Source organism: Polaromonas sp. (genome assembly GCF_018780625.1).
Lineage (GTDB): Bacteria > Pseudomonadota > Gammaproteobacteria > Burkholderiales > Burkholderiaceae_C > Polaromonas.
The window spans coordinates 1-22,728 of sequence record NZ_JADMJK010000098.1 but is presented as its reverse complement, the minus strand read 5'-3'; the positions used below and the strand labels follow the sequence as shown (position 1 = coordinate 22,728).

24 protein-coding genes and 2 pseudogenes are annotated in these 22,728 nt (G+C 59.1%); 11 read left to right on the top strand and 15 right to left on the bottom strand.

The genetic code is table 11. The features are described 5' to 3' along the window. A pseudogene (locus IV091_RS09220) lies at window positions 1-623 on the bottom strand (folate-binding protein); the annotation flags it as partial. Window positions 624-705: 82 nt separating this feature from the next. Between IV091_RS09220 and mltG the strand changes: the two are divergent. The 6 genes from mltG (at window position 706) to IV091_RS09190 (ending at window position 5,507) form a co-directional block, all read left to right on the top strand. Next, on the top strand, window positions 706-1,698 hold the full coding sequence (mltG, locus tag IV091_RS09215) for an endolytic transglycosylase MltG (RefSeq protein WP_366806990.1): 993 nt from the start codon (window positions 706-708) through the stop codon (window positions 1,696-1,698). Then, complete coding sequence (tmk, locus tag IV091_RS09210) at window positions 1,695-2,378, top strand: dTMP kinase (RefSeq protein WP_293467912.1); 684 nt, start codon at window positions 1,695-1,697, stop codon at window positions 2,376-2,378. Before mltG ends, tmk begins: the two co-directional genes overlap by 4 nt. After that, window positions 2,375-3,478 carry a DNA polymerase III subunit delta' gene (locus IV091_RS09205; RefSeq protein WP_293467909.1) on the top strand — a complete coding sequence of 368 codons (1,104 nt, stop codon included), beginning with the start codon at window positions 2,375-2,377 and terminating at the stop codon, window positions 3,476-3,478. Before tmk ends, IV091_RS09205 begins: the two co-directional genes overlap by 4 nt. A gap of 68 nt (window positions 3,479-3,546) precedes the next feature. Next, entirely contained in the window at window positions 3,547-3,927 is a 381-nt protein-coding gene (locus IV091_RS09200; protein ID WP_293467906.1) for a PilZ domain-containing protein, read from the top strand. Window positions 3,928-4,044: 117 nt separating this feature from the next. Further along, window positions 4,045-4,839 (top strand): TatD family hydrolase, encoded by a 795-nt coding sequence (locus IV091_RS09195; RefSeq protein WP_293467903.1) that lies wholly within the window; start codon window positions 4,045-4,047, stop codon window positions 4,837-4,839. Next, the gene (locus IV091_RS09190; protein ID WP_293467900.1) at window positions 4,836-5,507 is read left to right on the top strand and encodes an ankyrin repeat domain-containing protein; all 672 of its coding nucleotides are present in this window, start codon (window positions 4,836-4,838) and stop codon (window positions 5,505-5,507) included. Before IV091_RS09195 ends, IV091_RS09190 begins: the two co-directional genes overlap by 4 nt. Window positions 5,508-5,665: 158 nt before the next feature. Here IV091_RS09190 and IV091_RS09185 read toward each other — a convergent pair whose 3' ends face one another. Next, window positions 5,666-6,661: a DNA-binding protein gene (locus IV091_RS09185; RefSeq protein WP_293467897.1), complete on the bottom strand. Its 996-nt coding sequence runs from the start codon at window positions 6,659-6,661 to the stop codon at window positions 5,666-5,668. A 125-nt stretch (window positions 6,662-6,786) separates the two neighbouring features. Between IV091_RS09185 and IV091_RS09180 the strand changes: the two genes are divergently transcribed. Both IV091_RS09180 and IV091_RS09175 read left to right on the top strand, forming a co-directional pair. Next, entirely contained in the window at window positions 6,787-7,848 is a 1,062-nt protein-coding gene (locus IV091_RS09180) for a tyrosine-type recombinase/integrase (RefSeq protein ID WP_293467895.1), read from the top strand. Window positions 7,849-7,896: 48 nt separating this feature from the next. Then, window positions 7,897-8,868 (top strand): hypothetical protein, encoded by a 972-nt coding sequence (locus IV091_RS09175; protein WP_293467893.1) that lies wholly within the window; start codon window positions 7,897-7,899, stop codon window positions 8,866-8,868. A 283-nt stretch (window positions 8,869-9,151) separates the two neighbouring features. Here IV091_RS09175 and IV091_RS09170 read toward each other — a convergent pair whose 3' ends face one another. The 3 genes from IV091_RS09170 to IV091_RS09160 form a co-directional block, all read right to left on the bottom strand. Then, entirely contained in the window at window positions 9,152-9,361 is a 210-nt protein-coding gene (locus tag IV091_RS09170) for a hypothetical protein (protein ID WP_293467891.1), read from the bottom strand. 70 nt (window positions 9,362-9,431) lie between these two features. Further along, complete coding sequence (locus tag IV091_RS09165) at window positions 9,432-9,833, bottom strand: response regulator (RefSeq protein ID WP_293467889.1); 402 nt, start codon at window positions 9,831-9,833, stop codon at window positions 9,432-9,434. A 250-nt stretch (window positions 9,834-10,083) separates the two neighbouring features. Further along, entirely contained in the window at window positions 10,084-11,007 is a 924-nt protein-coding gene (locus IV091_RS09160) for an adenylate/guanylate cyclase domain-containing protein (protein WP_293467886.1), read from the bottom strand. 333 nt (window positions 11,008-11,340) lie between these two features. Here IV091_RS09160 and IV091_RS09155 point away from each other — a divergent pair, with 333 nt between their 5' ends. Beyond that, window positions 11,341-11,682 (top strand): hypothetical protein, encoded by a 342-nt coding sequence (locus tag IV091_RS09155; protein ID WP_293467883.1) that lies wholly within the window; start codon window positions 11,341-11,343, stop codon window positions 11,680-11,682. Window positions 11,683-11,718: 36 nt separating this feature from the next. On the opposite strand, the gene IV091_RS09150 is transcribed toward IV091_RS09155, so the two are convergent. The 5 genes from IV091_RS09150 to guaB form a co-directional block, all read right to left on the bottom strand. Beyond that, window positions 11,719-12,669, bottom strand: a complete 951-nt coding sequence (locus tag IV091_RS09150; RefSeq protein ID WP_293467881.1) for an LD-carboxypeptidase — start codon at window positions 12,667-12,669, stop codon at window positions 11,719-11,721. 30 nt (window positions 12,670-12,699) lie between these two features. Further along, window positions 12,700-14,094, bottom strand: a complete 1,395-nt coding sequence (gene tadA / locus IV091_RS09145; RefSeq protein ID WP_293467878.1) for a tRNA adenosine(34) deaminase TadA — start codon at window positions 14,092-14,094, stop codon at window positions 12,700-12,702. 69 nt (window positions 14,095-14,163) lie between these two features. Continuing rightward, window positions 14,164-14,517: a hypothetical protein gene (locus IV091_RS09140; RefSeq protein WP_293467875.1), complete on the bottom strand. Its 354-nt coding sequence runs from the start codon at window positions 14,515-14,517 to the stop codon at window positions 14,164-14,166. Window positions 14,518-14,749: 232 nt separating this feature from the next. Beyond that, window positions 14,750-16,369 carry a glutamine-hydrolyzing GMP synthase gene (gene guaA, locus IV091_RS09135; RefSeq protein WP_293467872.1) on the bottom strand — a complete coding sequence of 540 codons (1,620 nt, stop codon included), beginning with the start codon at window positions 16,367-16,369 and terminating at the stop codon, window positions 14,750-14,752. Between the two features lie 81 nt (window positions 16,370-16,450). Further along, window positions 16,451-17,923: an IMP dehydrogenase gene (guaB, locus tag IV091_RS09130; protein ID WP_293467869.1), complete on the bottom strand. Its 1,473-nt coding sequence runs from the start codon at window positions 17,921-17,923 to the stop codon at window positions 16,451-16,453. Between the two features lie 30 nt (window positions 17,924-17,953). Here guaB and IV091_RS09125 point away from each other — a divergent pair, with 30 nt between their 5' ends. Continuing rightward, window positions 17,954-18,592, top strand: coding sequence for a DUF4124 domain-containing protein (locus IV091_RS09125; protein WP_366806989.1), 639 nt, complete (start codon window positions 17,954-17,956; stop codon window positions 18,590-18,592). A 51-nt stretch (window positions 18,593-18,643) separates the two neighbouring features. On the opposite strand, the gene IV091_RS09120 is transcribed toward IV091_RS09125, so the two are convergent. Further along, window positions 18,644-19,006 (bottom strand): RnfH family protein, encoded by a 363-nt coding sequence (locus IV091_RS09120; RefSeq protein ID WP_293467866.1) that lies wholly within the window; start codon window positions 19,004-19,006, stop codon window positions 18,644-18,646. After that, a complete protein-coding gene (locus IV091_RS09115) occupies window positions 18,993-19,439 on the bottom strand; it encodes a type II toxin-antitoxin system RatA family toxin (RefSeq protein WP_293467863.1) in 447 nt (148 codons plus the stop codon). The genes IV091_RS09120 and IV091_RS09115 overlap by 14 nt, the downstream gene beginning before the upstream one ends. A gap of 55 nt (window positions 19,440-19,494) precedes the next feature. Between IV091_RS09115 and smpB the strand changes: the two genes are divergently transcribed. Beyond that, window positions 19,495-20,052: an SsrA-binding protein SmpB gene (gene smpB, locus IV091_RS09110; protein WP_293467860.1), complete on the top strand. Its 558-nt coding sequence runs from the start codon at window positions 19,495-19,497 to the stop codon at window positions 20,050-20,052. Between the two features lie 49 nt (window positions 20,053-20,101). Here smpB and IV091_RS09105 read toward each other — a convergent pair whose 3' ends face one another. The 3 genes and pseudogenes from IV091_RS09105 to IV091_RS09095 all read right to left on the bottom strand — a co-directional run. Beyond that, the gene (locus IV091_RS09105) at window positions 20,102-21,319 is read right to left on the bottom strand and encodes an enoyl-CoA hydratase/isomerase family protein (RefSeq protein ID WP_293467857.1); all 1,218 of its coding nucleotides are present in this window, start codon (window positions 21,317-21,319) and stop codon (window positions 20,102-20,104) included. Continuing rightward, window positions 21,316-22,191 (bottom strand): DMT family transporter, encoded by an 876-nt coding sequence (locus IV091_RS09100; RefSeq protein ID WP_293467854.1) that lies wholly within the window; start codon window positions 22,189-22,191, stop codon window positions 21,316-21,318. The genes IV091_RS09105 and IV091_RS09100 overlap by 4 nt, the downstream gene beginning before the upstream one ends. Window positions 22,192-22,347: 156 nt before the next feature. Next, window positions 22,348-22,728, bottom strand: a pseudogene (locus tag IV091_RS09095) (translational GTPase TypA); the annotation flags it as partial.

Below are 22,728 nucleotides of genomic sequence, written 5' to 3'. Positions count from 1 at the left end.
TTGAGCATTTGCGGCACAAAGGCTTCAAAAATCGGCTGGGTGATCATGGCAATGCCTGACTGCACCTCCAGCCATTGCCACAGCGCCAGATCGAGCTGCGGGCCTTCAGGCGCGGGCGTGCCAGCCGGGGCGCACCAGAGCGCGCGTGCTTGGCCCGCACCGGGGTGTAAAAACACCAGGCTTGCGGCCTCTAAATCGACCTTGGCCCAGGTGGCGTTTCGGTTGTCAGCTATTGATTCAATAGCGCTTCCAGCCACGCCGTACAGCGTAAAATCCGCGCTCGCGTCACTGAGCTTGGCCTTGGCGCGCAGCACAAACATCGACAGGCGCTTGAGCGTGGCGGCCAGAATATCCCGGCTGCACACCAGCAACACCTCGTCGTGGCTGCGTTTGAACACGATAAAGCTGGCCTGCATGCGGCCCTTGGCATTGCAAAAAGCCGCCAGCCTGGCTTCTGACAAGCCCAGCAAGGCCACATCCTGCGTGAGCTGGCCCTGCAAAAACTTCGTGGCTTCTTCACCCGCGACGCGAATGACGCCCCAATGTGTCAACTCGGCAATGCCGGAAATAATTGGAGCAGGGCCGGGCATGGTCATGGGGTGGGGCGTTGGGGTGGTGGGCATGGGCTGAATTATCATTGCCCTCTGAACTTTTGTTCTGCATTGAAAAGGTAGTTGCGCTGTGGGTCGTGTCTTTACAGGTTTTTTGAAACTGGCGTTTGTTGCTGCGCTGCTGCTGGCGGGTGCGGCCTGGTGGTGGCTGAACCAACCGATGCCCCTGCGGCTGCAGCCGGGCAGCCAGGTGGTCGACCTGGAAATCGAGCCCGGCACCCGCGGCGTGGCCGCCCTGGTGGTGGCCAGCGGCGCCGATGTGCCGGAGCCGCTGTTGCAGGCCTGGTTTCGCCTGTCGGGGCAGGCCCGGCAGATCAAGGCTGGCAGCTATGAGTTGGTTCCAGGCACCAGCCCGCGCAAACTGCTGCGCATGCTGGTGCGCGGCGAGGAGGCCCTCAAAAGCGTGACGCTGGTGGAAGGCTGGACCTTCACGCAGGTGCGTGCGGCGCTGCAAAAAGCAGAGCAGCTAACGCCCGAATCTATTGGGTTAAGCTCAGAAATCATCATGCAAAAGCTGGACAGGACGGGGGTGCACCCCGAGGGCCGGTTTTTCCCCGACACCTACACCTATGCCAAAGGCTCCAGCGACCTGGCCGTGCTCAAGCGCGCCGCCCGCGCCATGGACAAGCGGCTCGACGCCGCCTGGGCGCTGCGCCAGCCGGACACGCCGCTGAAAACGCCGGAGCAGGCCTTGATTCTGGCCAGCATCATCGAGAAAGAAACCGGCATGGCCGCCGATCGCGCGGAAATTGGCGGTGTTTTCATCAACCGGCTGCGCGCGGGCATGTTGCTGCAGACCGACCCGACCGTGATTTACGGCCTGGGTGCCGAGTTTGATGGCAACCTGCGCAAGCGCCACCTGCAGGCCGACACCCCCTACAACACCTACACGCGCGCCGGCTTGCCGCCCACGCCCATCGCCATGCCGGGCAAGGCCGCTTTGCTGGCCGCCGTGCAGCCCGCGCCCACCCAGGCCTTGTACTTTGTGTCCCGCAATGACGGCACCGGCCGAAGCCAGTTCAGCAGCAACCTGGACGAGCACAACCGCGCCGTCAACAAATACCTGAGAAGCCAATCCAAACCATGAATATGCACGGCCTTTTCATCAGCTTCGAAGGCATAGACGGCGCAGGAAAGTCCACGCACATCACGGGTTTGGCAGACGCCTTCAGGGCGCAGGGCAGGGCCGTGACGCTGACCCGGGAGCCCGGCGGCACGCCGCTGGCCGAAAAGCTGCGCGCCATGGTGCTGGACGACCCGATGGACCCGCTGACCGAGTCCCTGCTGATTTTTGCGGCGCGGCGTGACCACCTTGTGCGTGTGATCGCGCCCGCATTGCTGCGTGGCGATGTCGTGCTGTGCGACCGATTTACCGATGCCACCTTTGCCTACCAGGGCAGCGGGCGCGGGTTTGACCTGAACGTGCTGTCTACGCTGGAGCGCTGGGTGCAGGCGGACGAAGGTTTGCTGGGCGATCCAGCCGGCAATTCGCCGATGAAGCCCGAAGTTGAAACCGTGATCGAGCCGCACCTCACGGTCTGGTTTGACCTGGCGCCCGAAGAAGCCGCAGCGCGGCTGGCCGGCGCGCGCATTCCCGACAAATTTGAAGCGCAACCCGTGGAATTTTTCCGCCGCGTGGCCCAAGGCTATGCCGACCGCCAGCAAGGCCATCCGGAACGCTTTGCCCGGATTGACGCCTCGCAAACCCGCGAAGCGGTGTGGCGGGCTGTGCAGCAAGTGTTTGTTGCCAAAGGCTGGCTGTCATGACCCGTCCGCAGCGCCTGGCGCCCTGGCTGCAAACCCAGCTGGAAGGCCTGCTAACCCAGCGCGGACACGCCTGGCTGCTCACTGGTCCCTCGGGACTGGGCCAGTTTGAGCTGGCGCTGGCGCTGGCCCGGGCCTGGCTGTGCGAAAAGCCGACGGCGCAGGGCGCTTGCGGTCAGTGCGGCAGCTGCCATGCCGTGGACGTGCACACCCATGCCGACCTGTGCATGCTGATGCCCGAAACCCTGTCGCTTGCGCTGGGCTGGCCGCTGGACGAAAAAACGCAGGACGACCTAGACAGCAAAAAGCGCAAGCCAAGCAAGGAAATCAAGGTCGATGCAGCGCGCGAAGCGGTGTCGTTTACCCAGTTCACGCGCTCGCGCGGCAATACCAAGGTGGTGCTGGTGTTTCCAGCCGAGCGCATGAACAACATCACAGCCAACACCCTGCTCAAAACGCTGGAAGAGCCACCGGGTGCCGTGAAGTTTGTTCTGGCGACCGAGTCGGCGCACCAGCTGCTGCCCACCATTCGCAGCCGCTGCCTGGGCCACACCATGCTGTGGCCCGAATTTGAACCCGCACTGGACTGGCTGCTGCAGGAAGCCAGTCGCCCCAGCGAGGGCGAGGGCAGCGCCAAAAAGGTGATCCGGTCACCCGATGCTGCCGATCTGGAGACACTGCTGGTGGCTGTCGGCGGACGCCCAGCCGACGCCCTGGCGTGGGCGCAAAGCAGCCCACCCAGCGAGGCTGCCCAGCACTGGCACGCGTTGCCGAAAGCGATGGCCCGGGGCGACGTCAGCGTGCTGGCCAACTGGGCGCCGGCGCTGGCGGTCGATGCGCTGCAAAAGCTCTGCCACGATGTGCTGGCCGTCAGGGTAGGGGCTTCGCCCCGATTTTTCAGCGCTGTTGACCTGGCATTTCCACCGCCGGCCGTAGCGGGTAAGCCCATCGCGGGCAGTCCAGCCCCGCCCGGTTTTTACGCGCTCACCCGCTGGTCCAAAGAGCTGAGTACGATCGCGCGCACTGTGGAGCATCCCTACAACGCGGGTTTGCTGCTGGAAACCCTGGTCAGCCGCGCCCAACTGGCACTCAGTGCCAGATAAGTCCGCGCATGCCGTAACGCCAGCATCCGGGCACTATACAGATGCCGCCAAACCGATAAACTAAGACCATGACCACCACCAACCCCGCCAGTTCCATTGCTGCCGTCGTCAACCGGCCCAGCGTTGTCCAACTGGCCATCAAGGAAAAAGCAGCGCTGTATGCCGCTTATATTCCGTTGTTTCAGGAGGGCGGCGTTTTTATTCCCTCGGCGCGCGACTACAAACTGGGCGATGACGTCTACATCCTGCTGACACTCCCGGAGGACACGCAGCGCTACCCGGTAGCCGGAAAAGTGGCCTGGATCACGCCGCCTCGGGCTTCTTCAAACCGGACCCAGGGGGTTGGCGTTCGGTTTCCGTCTGACGAAAAATCGCGTCTGCTCAAGCTCAAGATTGAAGAAATCCTCGGTGCGCATCTGGCGTCCGAGCGGCCCACGCAGACCATTTAGGAGATGCTTCGCCCTTGTCCTGCATGGGGTGAGAGATTTGTAGCTATGTTTTTGATAGCTTCTAGTGCCGTAAACGCTGGGCATACAGCCCATTTTTACCTAAACTTTGATTCTTGAATGTTTACAGATTCCCATTGCCACTTGAGTTTTCCTGCGCTGCAGGCCCAATTGCCGCAGATTCGTCAGGCCATGCAAGACGCCCAAGTGGACCGGGCGCTGTGCATCTGCACCACGCTGGAGGAGTTTGAGGCCGTCCACGAACTTGCCACGACCTACAGCAACTTCTGGTCGACGGTGGGTGTGCATCCCGACAACGAGGATGTACTGGAACCCAGCCTGCAAGACCTGCTTGAGCGTGCCAGCCTGCCCAAAGTGGTGGGCATTGGCGAGACCGGACTTGATTATTTTCGGCTCGGAGAACGCACTGTGGCCGATATGGAGTGGCAGCGCGAACGCTTTCGGGTGCACATTCGCGCGGCGCGTCAGTGCGCAAAACCGCTGGTGATCCATACCCGCAACGCGTCGGACCACACGCTGGCCATTTTGAGGGAGGAGGGTGAGGGCGCGGGTAGTGGGCGGGCCGGGGGTGTTTTTCATTGCTTCACAGAAACGCAGGCCGTTGCGCGTGCGGCGCTTGACCTGGGGTTTTACATCTCGTTTTCGGGCATTTTGACCTTCAAGACAGCGGGCGATATACGCGAAGTGGCCCGCTTTGTGCCGCTGGACCGCATGCTGATCGAAACCGACAGCCCTTATCTGGCACCCATGCCTTACCGCGGCAAGACCAACAATCCTTCGTATGTTCCCTTTGTCGCGCAGCAGATTGCCGAACTCAAGCAGCAGCCTCTTGAACTTATCGCTGAGGTCACCAGCCGCAATTTCGAGCAACTTTTTAAGGGGATCATGGCATGAAAAAAGACCTCATCAGCCACCTGAAAAAACTAGTCTATCTGTTCGTTTTTGTTGGGTGTGGCGTTGTACATGCTGGTTCTTACGAGGATTTTTTCGACGCCATCAAACAAGACAATCCGGCCAAACTCCAGGCGCTTTTGGCACGCGGCTTTGATGCGAATACGCCTGATCCGAAAGGCCAGCATGGCCTCTATCTCGCGCTGACCGAGCCTTCGCTCAAAGCCGCACAGGTCCTGATCAACTGGCCTAAAACCGACGTAAACCGACTTAACCTCAAGGGCGAAAGTCCACTCATGCTGGCGGCCCTCAAAGGCCAGCAGGACCTGGCTGCGCAATTGATCAAAAGAGGCGCCGACGTGAACAAGACCGGCTGGACGGCCTTGCATTACGCCGCCAGCAGCGCGCAACTGGCCATCATCAGCTTACTGATAGAGCACAGCGCCTACATTGACGCTGAGTCGCCCAATGGAACTACGCCCTTGATGATGGCTGCCATGTACGGTTCTCCCGAAGCCGTCAAGCTGCTGTTGCAGGAAGGCGCCGACCCGCAACTGAAGAACCAGCAAGGACTGACCGCGCTGCAGTTTGCACAGCGCGCGAATCGGCCCGATTCGGCGGAAGCCATCGCGACCTTTATACGCAGCAAGCGGCCAGCCGGCCAATGGTGAATGGATGTGGCATAGCCAGCGTTGGTTTCTGCGTCATTTGGCACATTTTAGATATTCCACGATGTATATTATGTTAACTAATATGCGCAAAGTATCGTGTTTTGGCGCCCCTCGCCGAAATTCAATCGCTAGTCGCGATACACCCCATAGCCCAAAGATCAGCCCTTTTGGACTGATAAGCGCTTGCTGCGCAAGGCCATGGTCGGATTTTTGTGCGCCACCTCGGTGGCGACTTCAGTCGCAGCCTCTGCGAGGCGTCGATTGAGTTGCTCAAAAGCGCCGCTGGTCGCCGTGCGCTCCCGGTCCAACAGATCGCGCAGCTCCAGTGACCGCTCGTTGGCGGAGGCCAGCGCTTGTTGCGTGGATTGAAGTGCTGACTGCACCTGCGATAGTTGGTCGTCCAGGGTCTGCTTTGCCAATTCCAGGCCTTTGATTGCCGCTTGCGAGCGCCGCTCGGTTTCTGCAAGGGCTAGCTGGGCCTGCTTGGTGCCCTGTCTGGCCCGATCAAGCTCCCCTAGAAGGCGCCGCTCATTGGCAGAAGCGCGCTCCTCAAATCGAACGCGCTCCTCAGCGTGACGCTGCGTTTCTTCGTCGATGCGGCGTCGGTCTGCCACATGCTGCGTTGCTGCGGACGCCTGGCGCGCACGGAGTTCATCAATTTCATCTTCCTGGCGGGTCATGCGTGTGTGAGACTCCTTGAGCTGGCTGGCGAGTTCAAGGATGTGAGCCCGTGCCATGTCCGCAGCTTGATCCACTGCGCTCTGTCTGTCGTTTATGACCTGCGCTTCACGGTTCAGTTTGGCTTTTTTTAGGTCAAGTGCGTGGACCTCGTCAGCGAGTTGCTGCCGTGACCTGAGCAGATCCTGATCGGCTTGCTCGCGGGCCGAGAGTATGGCTGTATCCCACAACTGCGTCATGGACTGCCAGACTGGCGCCGGCAGGTGTCCGGCTTCTTCCTGGGCAGGTGTTACGTCAAGACGTGGACCCAGGCTGGCAAACCACGCTTCCAGCATCGGGCTGACTGTGTTGGGCGAACCACGCCCCATTTTCTGGCGCACCCGCTCTATGGTCGGGCGCAGGCCACCCTTCAGCAAGGCATCGGCGGCGGCCCATATTTCGTCTTGCTGAACTCCCCGCGTACTTTTTGACTGCATCGCTTTGATTTCCTTGCTACATTTACCAACGATAAGAGATTGTTATCGTGACCTATGACTATAATTTGTTATTTATCATACATCTTATGTATGATAAATTTTATTAAATAACTGCTTGTCCATTGATGTACCTGCCACGCCTCCAAAACGTCCCTGCACTGCAGCCTGCTGATCTCTGTGACGTGACGCAGCACGCTATTGATGAATTGCTGCGCGAAGGCGAGTCGAAAAACACGCTGCTCAGTTACCGCAGTGCGCTGCGTTACTGGGCGGCTTGGTACGGCATTCGATATGGCCAGCAGATTGATCTGCCGGTGCCTACGCCTTGCATACTCCAGTTCATCGTCGACCATGCCGAGCGCACCACAGACAACGGGCTGGTGTCCGAGTTGCCGCCCGAGATTGACAGGGCGCTGGTCGAGGCCGGCTACAAAGGCAAGCTGGGCGCCTTGGCGCACAACACGCTGGTGCACCGGATTGCTGTTTTGTCGAAGGCGCATCAGTTACGGGAACTCAAAAACCCATGCCACGACCCCAAAGTGCGTGAATTGCTGTCGCGCACCCGCAAGGCCTACGCCAAACGTGGGGTCATGCCCCAGAAAAAAGAGGCGCTGACACTGGACCCTTTGCAGGCGATTCTGGCGACCTGCGACGACTCACTGCGCGGCAAGCGCGACCGTGCCCTGCTCCTCTTTGCCTGGGCCAGCGGCGGCCGCCGGCGCTCGGAGGTGGCCGGGGCCGACATGCGGTTTTTGAAACAGGTCCCGGAGGGCTTCATTTACACCCTGGCCTACTCCAAAACCAATCAGGCTGGCGTGGATTTGCCTGAGAACCGAAAGCCGCTGCTAGGGGGCGCTGCCGAGGCTTTGACAACCTGGCTGGCAGCTTCTGGCGTCACAAATGGGCAGATTTTCAGGCAGGTGCGCAAAGGGGGGCATCTGGGCGAAGCGCTCTCCCCTGCTTCGGTACGCGACATCGTGAAGCAGCGGTGCGCGCTGGCTGGTGTGGAGGGCGACTTTTCGGCGCATTCATTGCGGTCGGGTTTTGTCACGGAGGCGGGGCGTCAAAACGTGCCACTGGCAGAAACCATGGCGATGACCGGGCATCACAGTATTTCAACCGTTCTGGGCTATTTCAGGTCGCAGGTGCCACTTGCCAACGCTGCTGCACGCCTGTTCGAAAAATGACCGCCTGTTTTTTCTGTCCTCCTCATCACGACGAATTTTTGTAGGACGATGGAGCGCTTTGGAAAAACGGCCCTGGCAGGCTGGCAAACTTGTGCGATGAAGAAAAATTGGAGTTTTGTTATTCACCGCTTTCGCCCGGCAGTCTTGGCCCTGTGCCTGGTCGGCGCTGGCAGCGTGCCTGCCCAAGTGCCGCCTGCGCCGAGCAATGGATCGAGTGCGGCCGCATTGCTTGAAAAGCACGCAACCCTGTTACCGCAGCTCGTGCAAAACCCTTACAAGCGGCCGTTGTTTCTGGAGTCCGCTGAGGGCACCAAGACGGTGAGTGGTGACGCCTACGCCGTGCTGGATGCGCCCTTTAGCAGCGTTAGCTCCGCTTTCAAAAGCCCGAACCGTTGGTGTGACGTGCTGATTTTGCATCTCAACACCAAATATTGCCGTGCAAGTGCAGACACGAGTCCCAGCAAAATGGCGGTGAGTATCGGGAAGAAAACGCCGCAGACTCTGAAAGAGGCATTTCCCCTTGAATTTACCTACCGCGTGGACGCTGCCTCAACAGACTTTTTGGCGGTTCAGCTCAATGCTGAGCAAGGCCCTTTGAGCACCAGCAACTACCGAATCGCGCTTGAGTCTGTTTCTTTGCCAGATGGCAAGACGTTCATCCATTTGCGTTATTCGTACAGCTATGGCTTGGCGGGTCGCCTGGCAATGCAGACTTACCTGTCCACCCTGGGGCGCGGCAAGGTAGGCTTTACGCAAATCGGCCAAGGCGATAAAGCAGCTTATGTTGGCGGCATGCGAGGCACCGTTGAGCGCAACACCATGCGCTACTACCTTGCCATTGAGGCGTACCTTGCGGCACTGGGTCAAACGCCTGAGCAGCAACCTTCGGCACGACTGCAGTACTGGTTCGATGCGACCGAAGGGTATTCGCGGCAGTTGCATGAGGTGGACCGCAAGGCCTATCTGAGCATGAAAAAAGACGAGTACCAGCGTCAGCAAACCTTGCCAGCGCCACGCTGACCAGCTCAACAACCGTGAATTTACGGGTCTACCGTCAGCCGGTGGCAGCTTCCTCCAATTTCACACCGCTTGAGGCGGTGGACGAACGCCGGGCTCACGAATGGGGAATACGGGTGCTTGCGGCGGCGGCTCATGGACATCGGGAGGTGTTCCCGGTTCTGGCGGCACGATCAGTGGCGGCAACTTTTCCGGTACGGGGTTGCCTGGAAGCGGCGGAACAGGTTCGGGCGCAGGAACATTGACTGACATCGCGTTCTCCATAAAAAGCGTGGAATAAACAGTGTTAGCGCATCCTCGTTCGCTCATATTTTCGGATTTCTGCACGTTTGGTCAACTGGGTGCGTATGAGCAGCATTGCCAACGCCCCTGCAGCTGCGGCAAGCAAGGTTGACCGCCAGGGTTGATCGGCCACCTGGCGCTTGATCGCATCCGTGTAAAAAGACGGGGTAAGGCGCTGGCGCTGCTGAGAACGCTCCAGGCTGGAAGCTGGCATGATTGGATTGCCTTCTCGTCAGATTGATGAATTAAGGCTCGAATGTCAAACTTCAAGCCGCCTAAAACAATCAAGTGCTTGGTTTGACGACCGAGTCCAGCTTTTTGCTCTGGGCCACGCAGTAGGCCAGCAAGTCGTCAATTTCGGTTGACTTGTCAAACACGGCGTCTACGCCCAGTTGAGCACACCGGGAGCGAATTTCGCGGGTCGCGTAATTGCTAAAGACCACCATTTTTTGTCGGGCATTCCGAAAGCGGCAAGCATGAAGGACTCCAAGTCCGCTTCCATCTTTGAGAAACAGATCGACGATGGCCAGATCCCAATGGGCGCTATGGCTAGTCAACCATTCAGCGCCTTCTTTTTCGGTGTCCGATGTGCCCACGGTTTCGACCGGCGCAAGCTCTTCCAGCGTGCTGATGAGGTTGTCGCGAATAGTCGAGTTGTCTTCGACCAGATAAGTTCTCATTTTCATTGGCGCGCCGCTGAAAGTCGGTCATGTCTGTCGTCGTTATTCATGCGTCCAATTTAAATCATCGCAGCAAGCATTGATGCCGGAACTGTCACCTTGCGCACGTAGGAGAACACGCTTTTGGCCTGCCTGTCTCGATGTTGACCATCAAGGGATAGCATGCCCCAGAATGAGACGGATGGTTCAACCGTTGCGGTATACCGTTGACTAAACCCGATGCAAGCACCTTGGCATCAATCCCGAACCACCTTTTTTATGCCCCGACTTGGGCTTCAGGAAACTTGAACCTGACCGTAGGTACCGTGAAATCCTCAAAGGGTGCACCCAGTGCAATGTCACCTTCGAGCGGCAACACGCACTCTTGCCGGCGCAGCGCAACCACTGCCGCACTGTCTGAGAATCTGACCCAGGTGCCGTAGCTGCTGAGATCTTCCAGGTAGAACTTGCCTGCCCGCCACTCAATTCTGGCGTGTGTGCGCGAGACCCGTGGGTCATGCACGACAAAATGTGAGTCCTCATCCCGGCCCAGAAAAATCGGCAGATTGTCAGACATGAATACGGACTGGACGTCCAGCCATGAGAGGCTGATGGCTTTGGCGGGCTCCATCGCTTGAGGCAAAGAGGGTGTCAGGCCAGCCTGCAGCGTAAAAAAATCCGATTGCAATTCGGGCTGCCATTCGACTCTGTACACCACGCAAGCTTCGCTACGGCCTCTGATATCCAGGGAGCCCAGGCATCGACAGCGTACGGGGCTGTCCGGTGCCAGACGCACGATCACGGCTTCGGTTGCCAGAATCTGGTCCGCACCGGACAAATCACTCAGACGAGACGCAACATTGACTGCGTCACCGAAAACATCGTTATCTTGCTCGACGACTTCACCGCGCGCCATCCCGACCTGAAGCCGCATTTTGAGCGGCTCGGGCCAGTTTTCGATGCGCGTGAAGTGAATGCGCTGAAGCTCGGTCACGGCCGCCAGTGCATCGTTGTTTTCAAGGAACACAAGCAGCGCGCCATCGCCTAAATACTTCACGACGTGTCCGCCATGGCCTTCGCAGACTTTGCCCATCCATTGCATCAGGCGAGTGATGGCTTGCGTAGCCTTGGCATTACCGAGTGATTCAAAAAAACCTGTACTTCCCGTAAGGTCAGCAAAAACGACGGTAACTTCTGCCATGGGGCGATTGTAATTGCTTGTAGTTATTTAGGGTTATTACAACATATGCGCTCCATTAGAGCGCCGTGCATTGACACGTTAATTTTTCTTCTGGGAATAGCTACCGTACATGTCGCCGTGGGCTTCAATATCGTTGATGTGAAGTTCCTAGACTATTTTTAATAGAGTATTTGTTGCTTTAATAGAATATTGGCAATTAAAATGACAAAAGTGTTAAATTTTTCACGGTCTGGATCAGGCTGTGCTTTGGTTGCCATTTGTCTTTGTCTGATCGCAACCGTTTTTTCCGCGAATCAAGCGGGGCTTGCACGCCCGGCAGAAAGTGTGTGACCAATGGAGTTGTTCAAATTCAATTTAAAAAGCAGCTTCATGGCGTTGCTGGGCTCGGGGGATGTCACGCCATCCGTGCTGCAAGACCGTACCGAGGAAATCCGGGAGCTGATTCTGGATGAAATGGGTGAATTTGGTGAAAAAAATTACGCCGCCATCATCCGTCTGGTCCGCTATGCCCATGACGCCCAAGCCTTGTGGTACGCACGAGGCGACGTGATGAAGGTGTTGGCAGCGGTGCACGGGGAAACCATTGCCCGCGAAAAATTGGCGGGTATCTCTGGAAAATTCGAAGGACTTTTGCCTCGCAGCCTCAATTCCAGGCCCAGCCCGCTGGGCCGCTGACGCGGTTGGCAAAGCTGCGCGGACATTCACCCGCTATTAATGCTGGTGTCCCCAGAGCAAAAAGGCATCCCTTCCCTCAACGGCCAGCGTGGTTTTGAAGCCGACTGGCAACAGCACTTTGGTGGCAACATGGCCAAAGGGCAGTCCGGTCAGCACACGTGCCTTGATCTGGCTCTGCAGCCAGGTTACCACCGTCGCCAACTTGAAGCCCTTGTCATGCGGGACCAGCTTGTATCCGGAAAACTGCCCGAAAATAACGGCTTTTTGCTGCGCCAGCACACCGGCATGTAGCAGTTGCGTCAGCATGCGCTCGACCCGGTAGGGGTGCTCACCAACGTCTTCCAGAAACAGAATTCCGCCTTTGACGGCGGGCAGATAAGGTGTGCCCACTAACGATGACAGCATGGCCAGATTACCGCCCCACAGAACCGCGTTATTGATGCTGAAAGTGCCTGTATTGCCCTCTGAAATTTCGTTGCCAGCGACTGAATGGGTCGCATTTTTGGGCAGTTGCCAGCCCGCGCCCTCGCCCTGCCCCGTGATCAGATCGTCAAAACAGGCCTCCATGATGTCGTCCGGCGTGGTGGCGCTTCCAAAGTCTTCGCCTAGCGCAGGACCTGCCCAGGTCACAGCGCCGGTCTTGGCCAGCAGCGCCGTCTGAAAAGCCGTGAAGTCGCTCAGGCCCACAAACTGGGTGCCCTTGGCAATGGCTTTGGCTACCGCCTTGTAGTTGATGCCTGACAGGATGCGCGAAAGGCCGTAACCGCCGCGGGAAATCAGGGCGACGTCGGCACCACTGGCCGCTGCACGGTGGATGGCGGCAAGCCGTGTTTCATCGTCGCCCGCAAAACGCTGGTGGGTTGCCAGCGCAGCCTCGTCAATTTCAACTTCATAACCGAGGGTCTGGAGGCGCTTGACGCCTCGCTTGAAGCTGGCTTTGTCGCGCACAGCGCTGGAGGGCGAGTAGATATAGATATGTTTTTTCACGGGTACAAGTATCCCACTGCATCCCACGGCTCAAAACTTGAAAAACTGCATGGCGCGCTGCGCAATTTGCTCGCCATGCTCCGGCACAAAATGCCCGGCCTGCGGCAGCACCATGGGGTCGCCGCAGCCACGAATTTGCGTCTGCAACGCGCGCATCACGGGCTCGCCGAACACAGTGTCTTGTGCGCCGATCGCCATCAGCGTCTGGCCATTCCATCGTTGGCGCCAGAATTCACGGGCCTCGCGCGAAATGGCGGCGCCGTCTGTATTTTCAGATGCGGGCACCATGCCAGGAAAAGCGCGCAGCGCCGCGCGGTGGCCCTTGTCGGGAAAGGGTGCGCTGTAAGCACAGCACTCTTGAGTGCGCATCTGCGGGTTGTCACGGGCCAGCAGGCGTGCCAGATCAAGTTGCGGATGTCGGGAACACATCTCGCGCCAGGCCAGAATACCGTCGGGCAGCGGTGCATCGCCGCAGGCCAGCAGGGTGTTCATCACCAGCAGGCCTTTATAGCGGCCGGGCGCGGCCAAGGGCAGCGTGAGGCCTAGCAGGCCGCCCCAATCCTGCACCACGAGCACGACGTTTTTCAAATCGAGCCGCTCCACCAGTTCAAGCAGTATCTGTCGATGCGCGCTGAAGGTGTGAAAGCGATCCTTCTTGGGCTTGTCGCTTTTACCAAAGCCAATCAGATCCGGCGCCACCACCCGGTGTCCGGCCTTTAAAAATACCGGGATCATCTTGCGGTACAGGTAGCTCCAGGCCGGGTTGCCATGCAGGCAAAGATAAGTCAGTGCTTGATCGCCACCCTGCCCTTGCCCTTGTTCGTCCAGGTAGTGCATGCGCAGTCCGCCCAGTGCTGGCAAATCGCTAAGGTAGCGCGGCGGCCAGGGATAGCCTGGCAAGTCTTCGAAAGCGGCATCTGGCGTGCGCAGCGCATCGTCCCTCAGCGGGTGCGCCAGTTGGGTCGCCTCGCGGTTTGCGGATCGGCGCTGGCGAAAAAATTCCTGCAACAGCGCACGGCTTTGCCCCTCCAGCACCCCGCCCTGCAACTCGGTCTGGTGGTTGAGTAGCGGCTGGGCAAACAAGTTGATCACCGAGCCGGCAGTGCCCGTCTTGGGATCTGGTGCGCCGAACACTACGCGCTTGAGTCTGGCTTGCAGCATGGCGCCGCTGCACATGGCGCAGGGCTCCAGCGTGACAAACAGTTCACACTCATCGAGCCGGTAGTTGCCAAGGGCTTGCGCAGCAGCGCGAAGCGCCACGATCTCGGCGTGGGCCGTGGGGTCGTTCCCGTCGATGGGCGCGTTGCGGCCGGTGGCAATGACCTGGCCGTGCCGGACCACCAGTGCTCCGACCGGGACCTCTCCCGCAGCAGCAGCTTCGCGTGCCTGCGCCAGGGCCAGTTGCATGAATCGGTTGTCAGGCATGAATACTACTTTTTAATAGCAATCTAAGCCCGAGCTGATTGGGCCAGTGACTTTTTTTTTGGTACTAAGTTAGTCATCAGGTATGGGCCGGGCCTGCCGCATGGAGCTTTCAATCGACTGCCCGATTTGCTGCTGCAACTGCTCATTTGTCGCTTGAGGACGGCTGCCCGTGGCATCAACGGGCGGTGTGAGTATCGAGTCAAGCTGATCGGGCCGCTCAAGGGACGCGGGGCCAAGGGGCGGAGCCTGCAGCTGCTTTTTTACCAATACCCCAACCACAGCCAGCACGATCATCAGGCTTACAACGCTAAAAATTGCCCGCATATCAAGTCTCCTGAACGTGGTTGGTAAAAGAGCAAAGCCAAGCGCGCTGGCCTTGAGCAGAAAATCAGTCGCGGCACCCTGATGATGCTGCCAGCGCATTAGTCCACAAGCCGTTCGGTGTGGCTGGTGGGCCCAGGTCCGCCAACCAGACAGATTGAAGTGAAGGTGATCGGAACATGCAGCAAGCGTTTGGCCCTAGGGCGACCCTGCCAAAGCGATCTTCGAGCGGCGCGTAGGCACGGTACGCGGAGCGCAAGGCGTCAAGACGCAGCACTTCGTTCTCAGGGCGCATGGGCTTCAATGTAGAGTGATTCAGGGCTTGAGGAGGCGCTTATTCCCACTCGATCGTCGCTGGTGGCTTGCTGCTGACATCGTAAGTCACCCGGTTGATACCGCGCACTTCATTGATGATGCGGCCAGACACTTTTTTGAGCAGGGCGTAAGGCAGTTCCGCCCAGTCTGCCGTCATAAAGTCGCTGGTTTGTACCGCACGCAGAGCCACCACATACTCGTAGGTCCGGCCATCGCCCATGACGCCGACGCTTTTTACGGGCAAAAACACCGTGAACGCCTGACTGGTCAACTCGTACCAGGTTTTACCGGTCTCCGGGTCCTTGAAGTTGCGCAATTCTTCAATAAAGATGGCATCGGCCCGGCGCAGCAAATCGGCATATTCCTTTTTGACTTCGCCCAGAATTCGCACGCCCAGGCCCGGTCCCGGGAAGGGATGGCGGTAGACCATATCGTGCGGCAAACCCAGCGCTTCGCCCAGTTCGCGCACCTCATCCTTGAAGAGCTCGCGCAGGGGTTCAAGCAACTTGAGGCCTAGCTGCTCGGGCAGGCCGCCCACGTTGTGGTGGCTTTTGATCGACACCGATTTCTTGGTCTTGGACCCGCCCGACTCGATCACGTCAGGGTAAATCGTGCCCTGGGCCAGCCACTTGGCGCCTTTGGACGTGGCATCAGCGGCCTTGAGCTTGGCCGCCTCGGCCTTGAATACTTCGACAAACTCGCGGCCGATAATTTTGCGCTTGGCCTCGGGGTCTGTGACGCCGGTGAGGTGGCCCAAAAACTGTCCGGCGGCATCGACCCGGATGACCTTGGCGTGCAGCTTGCCAACAAACATCTCCATCACCATGTCGCCCTCGTTCAGGCGAAGCAGTCCGTGGTCGACGAAAACGCAGGTCAACTGGTCGCCAATGGCACGGTGAATCAGGGCTGCAGCCACTGAAGAGTCGACGCCACCTGACAGCCCGAGAATGACTTCCTCGTCGCCAACTTGCTGTCGAATCTTGTCAACTGCCTCCAGGATGTAGTCGCCCATGACCCAGTCGGGACGCGCCGCGCAGATATCGAGCACGAAGCGATCCAGCATCGCCTTGCCTTGCAGGGTATGCGTCACTTCGGGGTGGAACTGCACCGCGTAGTAATTGCGCTCTTCGTCAGCCATGCCCGCAATCGGGCAGGAGTCGGTCGAGGCCATCACCTTGAAGCCGGGCGGCAATTGGGTCACGTTGTCGCCGTGGCTCATCCAGACGTGGAGCATTCCGTGACCTTCAGGCGTCATGTAGTCCTGAATACCGTCCAGCAGTTTTGTGTGGCCACGGGCGCGCACTTCGGCATGGCCAAATTCACGCTTGTGACCACCTTCGACCTTGCCGCCCAATGCCTCGGCAATGGCGTACATGCCAAAGCAGATTCCCAGGACCGGAATGCCCAGCTCAAACACGGCCTGCGGCGCGCGCAAGGTCTCGTCTTCCCACAGGCTGGCATGGCTGCCCGAAAGGATGATGCCTTTGAGATTGCCGTCTTTGGCGTAGTCCCGAAGCCAGTCGTTGCTGACGTCGCAGGGATGTACTTCACAGAAAACATGGGCTTCGCGTACGCGGCGGGCAATCAGTTGGGTGACCTGGGAGCCGAAATCGAGGATCAGGATTTTGGAGTGCTGCATGGCAAACAGTTTTTAGGCGGTTTTGAGTCGAACAAGTAAAAAAGCGCCTGCTGCCAGGCGCCCCACGATGAAGCCCAGGGCTTAATCGGCCCGGTAGTTGGGCGCTTCTGTGGTGATCTGCACGTCGTGCACGTGGCTCTCGCGGATACCTGCTGTGGTGATTTCCACAAACTCGGCATTGTTGCGCATGTCTTCAATGGTGGCGCAGCCGCAATAACCCATGCTGGCGCGCAAGCCGCCCGCCATCTGGAAAAGAATGGCGACCATGGAGCCCTTGTAGGGAACCCGGCCTTCGATGCCTTCGGGGACCAGTTTGTCGGCGCTGGCATTGCCGGTGCTTGACTCCTGGAAGTAACGGTCGGCGCTGCCTTGCTGCATGGCGCCAATGCTGCCCATGCCTCGGTAGCTCTTGTAGCTGCGGCCCTGGAACAAGATCACTTCGCCAGGGGCTTCTTCGGTGCCGGCGAACATGCCGCCCATCATCACCGTGTTGGCGCCTGCGGCAATGGCCTTGGCAATGTCGCCGCTGTAGCGAATTCCGCCGTCGGCAATCAATGGCACACCAGTGCCGCGCAAGGCCATCGCCACGTTGTCGATCGCCATGATTTGCGGCACACCGACACCGGCCACGATGCGGGTGGTGCAAATGCTGCCCGGTCCAATGCCGACCTTGACACCGTCCGCACCCGCTTCGGCCAGCGCAAGTGCCGCCGCGCCGGTCGCAATATTGCCGCCTATCACGTCAATCTGGGGGTAGTTCTGCTTGACCCAGCGCACGCGATCAATCACACCCTTGCTGTGCCCGTGCGCGGTGTCCACCACAATGGCGTCTACACCGGCCCTGACCAGGGCTTCGACCCGTTCCTCGGTGCCTGCACCGACGCCGACCGCCGCGCCCACGCGCAACTGGCCGCGACCGTCGCGCGCTGCATTGGGAAAACTGGTCTGTTTCAGGATGTCCTTGACGGTGATAAGGCCCTTGAGCTCAAAATCGTCATTGATCAGCAGCACGCGTTCGATCCGGTGCTTGTTTAGCAGCGCCTTGGCATCCGCCAGCGTTGCGGTCTCATCGGGCATGGTGATCAGGCGTTCGCGCGGCGTCATGATGGTGCTGACGGGTACGTCCATGCGCGACTCGAAGCGCATGTCGCGCCCGGTCACGATGCCGACTACCTTGCCACCCTCAATGACGGGAAAACCGGAAATGCCCAGCTGCTCGCTCAGTGCCATGACCTGGCGCACTGTGTGCGTCGGGGTAATCACAACCGGGTCGCGGAGCACACCGCTTTCATAGCGTTTGACCTTGGCCACTTCGGCGGCCTGCTGCTGGGCTGTGAGGTTTTTGTGGATGATGCCGATTCCACCCTCCTGGGCTATGGCGATGGCCAGCCTGGCTTCAGTGACCGTGTCCATTGCCGCCGACACGAGCGGCATGTTCAGGCGAATGTTTCGGGAAAACTGGGTGGAAAGTGAGGCGTCCTTGGGGAGGACCTGGGAGAACGCTGGCACCAACAATACGTCGTCGAAGGTGAGGGCTTTGCCGAGTAGGCGCATAGAGAAAGCTCCAAAAACGCGATTGTACCCTTGTCTTTTGCCTTCGCTGCGCGCGCGCAGCGTCAAAAGTACTCAGGCGCCTGCCCTGAAAAACAGCTTTGCTTTAAGTGGCTGGAAAACTTTAGTGCGCGACGCTACACTGCCCCGATGGACTTAAAAGTTGTACCTAAAAAGCTTCTTCTGGCGCTTGCCGCAGCGTCGCTCTCCATCAGTGCATGGGCCCAGTGGCAGTGGATTGATAAGGACGGGCGAAAGGTTTTCAGTGACCGCCCGCCGCCAGCCGATATTCAGCAAAAAAATATCCTGAAACGGTCTGGCCCTGACAGCCGGCCGACTGTGGCGCCCGCAGTTAGCGGCTTGACGGCACCCGCCGTCGCTGCAGGAAAAGCCAGCGCGCCTAAATTGCCTGGCAAGGATCCACAACTTGAAGCCAGAAAAAAACAGGCGGAAGAGGCAGAAGCTGCCCGTAAAAAAGCCGAAGAAGAACAAATAGCCAAGACCAGGGCTGAGAACTGCGAACGCACTAAAAGAGGTCTGGCCAGTTTTGAGTCCGGCGTCAGGATTGCGGTCACCAACGCCCAGGGCGAACGGGAAATCATGGACGACGCTGCCCGTGCAGCAGAGAAAAAGCGCCTTCAAGGCATTGCCAGCAGCGAATGCAAGCTGTAATTACCTGAAAAAATCGGCATCACTGGAAGTGGTTGGCCGGTCAGGACGCTTTCAGTAACCCGCTTTGGCGCCGGCGCGGGTCCTGGCAAACAGTCCGGCGCTTTTTACACCCTGTCGATTAAACCGTTCGCGACGCGCGACTTTAGGATCCACCCGCAGGCCACGGTAGATTTCCACCCGGTCGTTGTCCCTCAGATGATGCGCCAAGCTGCTTTTTCGGCCCCAGACCCCAATGGCAAGGCGCGACGCCAGCAACGCCGGGAAGGCTTCAAAAACGCCGCTCGCCGCAAGCGCCTGCTCCACGCTGGTGCCCTCTGCTAGCTCCAGGCTCCATTCCTGGACCTGGCGCGGTGCGGGAGAGTAAACAAGCACTATATGCACGGGGTCTGCCTTTGCAGCTTCAGGCTTCGCCATAAACTTGGGATGCGCGCTTGACAAAGGCGTCCACCAGGCTTGCGGCGATCTTGTCAAACACCGGGCCCACCAGCGAGGCCAGGGCGCCATTATTAAAATCGTAGCGCAAGGTGAATTCAACCTTGCACGCGCGCTGCGTGCCGTCGCCCAGGGGAATAAAGTGCCAGTCGCCGTCGAGATGGGAAAAAGGGCCATTCACCAGTGTGAGGCTGACCCGGCTGTCTTTTTCATGCACGTTGCGGGTGGTGAAGCTTTGCTTCAAGCCGGCAATCGAAATTCCGACCTTTGCGGTCATGCCGTCTACGGTTTCTTCCAGTACAGAGGCTTGGTTGCACCAGGGTAAAAATTTCGGATAGCTCGCAACGTCGGTCACCAGGCCAAACATTTCAGCGGGGCTATACCAAATTAGAACGGACTTGTGAACAGTTTTCATACAATGCGAAGTTGCGTGCAATTGTATTAGCCGATGCCGCCCTCAACTCTTAGCCATGGCAACCAAAGAAGCATCCTCCTCCAAAAAACCAGCTGCCGCCTCGTCCGGAAAACCCACCGGAAAGCCGGCGAGCAATCTGTCCCCGAAAGCCGCTGCGGCTGCCATACGTATTGCTGACAACAAAAAAGCGACGTTCAACTACTACATTGAAGAGCGCTTTGAGGCCGGCATGGTGCTCGAAGGCTGGGAAGTCAAATCCGTGCGCGAGGGCAAGGTGCAGCTCACCGATGGCTATGTGGTGATCCGAAATGGTGAGCTTTTCATCATCGGCTGCCAGATCAACCCGTTGGGCACGGCCTCAACCCATATCCGACCAGACTCGGTGCGCACCAAAAAACTGCTGATGCACAAGGAAGAGATTCGCCGGCTGATCGGGAAAATTGATCAAAAGGGCTTCACGCTGGTGCCGCTGAACATGCACTGGAAAGCCGGCAAGGTCAAATGCGAGATCGGTCTGGGCAAGGGCAAGGCCGAGCACGACAAGCGCGACACCATCAAGGACCGCGAAGGCAAGCGCGAGGTGGATCGCGCCATGAAGTCGCGCAGCCGCTAAACCGACACAACCCGCAAGCCATGCCTGTTTTCAGAACCAGGCGGCTTGCTTACAGGTCGCGCAAAGGGTGCGTTTCTGCGCTCCACGGACTGACGAAAAACGCATCGGCCATGCCGGGCTTCACATCCTCAATACGCGCCGGCTTCCATTGCGGCTTGTAGTCCTTGTCGACCGCCAGCGCACGTATGCCCTCCACGGTTTCGCTTTCCGTGCCGGGGCGCAGGTGAAAACATTGGTACACCATGTCCCGCTCCATGCGCAGGTCGTCGGCGAGCGTCATGGTACGTGCTTTGCGGATTTGCTCCAGCACCACGTGCAGCATCAGCGGCGAGCGCTTGCGCAGCGTCGCTGCCGTCCTGAGTGCCCACCGGTCTTCAGACTTTTCCAGCGCATCGACGATGTGTTTGACCCGCAGTAGTGAGAAATAAGCATCAATTTTATCTGTAGCGCATACTGGATGGGAATTGTTAGCTATGAATTTTGAAGCGACCCACTGGTCAGCATCCGTTGCCGAGGCAAATGACGTGGCACCCAGTTCCGCCCAGAGCGCAGGCAGGGCCGCCGCCTCCAGCTTGACATCGGCCAGCCCATAGTCAATCGCCTCGTCAGCACCAATCACCTCGCCGGTCAGAGCAAGATATTCACCGACATGGCCGGGGCAGCGGCTCAGGAAATAGCCGCCGCCTACGTCGGGGAATAATCCAATGTTCGTCTCAGGCATCGCCATCTTGGTGCGCTCGGTCACGATGCGCACGCGCGCGCCCTGAGCACGTGCAGACGGGCTTGCCCGGCCTGCACCTTCATCTTTGCCCCCTGGGGCGCCCAGGGCAAGGCCCTGGCAAAGCCCCATGCCGCCGCCCATCACCACGCCATCCATGAAGGCAATGTAGGGCTTCGGATAGGTCTGGATCAGGTGATTGAGGGTGTATTCCTCGGTAAAAAATTCCTCCAGCGCCGCATCGCCGGCCAAGGCTGCCTGATGGAAAAAACGGATATCACCGCCCGCGCAAAAACCGCCAAAAAGGCTGTCAGGCGTGCCTGGACGACCGATCTTGTTGGTGCCGCGGATCGCCACCACCTGTACTTGCGGGTCATCGCGCCACGCGCGCAAGGTGCTGAGCAGGTCACGCACCATCTGCAGCGACAGGGCATTGAGCGCCTTGGGCCGGTTCAGCGTAATGAGCCCTGCGCTTCCCCGGCGTTCTGCCAATACCTCACTGCTGGCGTCGATTTGTTTCACTTCTGTCGTCATAGCGTCCTTGTTCATGATTTTTGTCTCCATCCAATCATCTCGTTAAGCACCAGTGCGCCGATCACCAGCGAACCTCCGGTCAATACGTTGGGTCCGGGCACCTCGTTGGCACCGAACCATGCCAGCAGGATTCCGAAGATGACCTCCAGCAGCGCCAGCAACGCAATCTCGGGCGCCTTCAGCACGCCGGCACACATGACCGCCAGCACACAGGGAATGGCAAGCTGAACCAGTCCGAGCAAGGCCAGCAAACCCATGTCATGCGGCGTCGCCGAAAAGGGAAAGGCCAGCGGCAGGGTCACCAGCGCAGAGAGCGCCGCGCCCACCAGCACGGCAGGCACCATGTCAATGTTCTGCCCATGGGCGCGGCTGTACTGCACCACGGTCCAGTTGCAGGCACCGGCCAGCGGGACCAGCAGTGCGACCAGTGTGCCGGCAAGGTGGCTGGAGAAGTCCATTTGCGCGCCGAACATCCAGCCAATGCCCACCCCCGCCATGCCGATGGCCAACCAGGTGCGCGATGGAATGCGATGGCCAATGAAAACACGCGCCAGCAGGGCCGTGATCAGGGGGCCGGCCGCCATCGTGATCAGTACATTGGCGACCGTCGTGAGCATGATCGCCACCATGAAGGCCGTGAACATCACACTCCAGCAAACGCCGGACAGCCAGAACGCAAAGCCGCCATGGCGGATTTTGTAGAAAACCGCCCGCCCCTGAAACGCCGGCAGGATGACCAGCAAGGACAGCACGGTAAAAAAGCTGCGCCAGAACGTTACTTCAAAGCTGCGCGCTGACTCCAGCTGTCGTGTCACGACGCCCGCTATGGACCACATCAGGGTGACGAGAACCATCACGGCAACGGCGCGGGTATGCGTCAACTTCATCAAAATCCCTGTAGGCAGGTTAAAAAAAGGCCGCTGGCGCTTTTTTGCGCGCAGCGGCCAGTTACCAAGGGCTCCCCGCCTCCACCAGCAGGGGCCGCGGAACTGGCTTTGCCAGGCCGCAGGCGCAGCGCCCCCTCGGGGAGCGTGGGGGCTTGTTTAGCGGCCAGCGCGCTTGCGCTCGCTCTCGGTCAGGTAGCGCTTGCGCAGGCGAATCGACTTGGGCGTGATTTCGACCAGCTCGTCGTCCTCGATGAACTCCACGCCGTATTCCAGCGTGCATTCGATCGGTGGCGTGATCTTGATCGCATCTTCCTTGCCGCTGACGCGGAAGTTGGTCAATTGCTTGGTACGCGTGGCGTTGACCACCAGATCGTTGTCACGGCTGTGGATACCCACAATCATGCCTTCGTACACCGGGTCATTGGCCCGCACGAACATGCGGCCGCGGTCGTCCAGCTTGCCCAGGGCGTAGGTGAAGATTTCGCCCGCGTCCATGGAAATCAGCACGCCATTTTTGCGGCCGCCGATCTCGCCCTT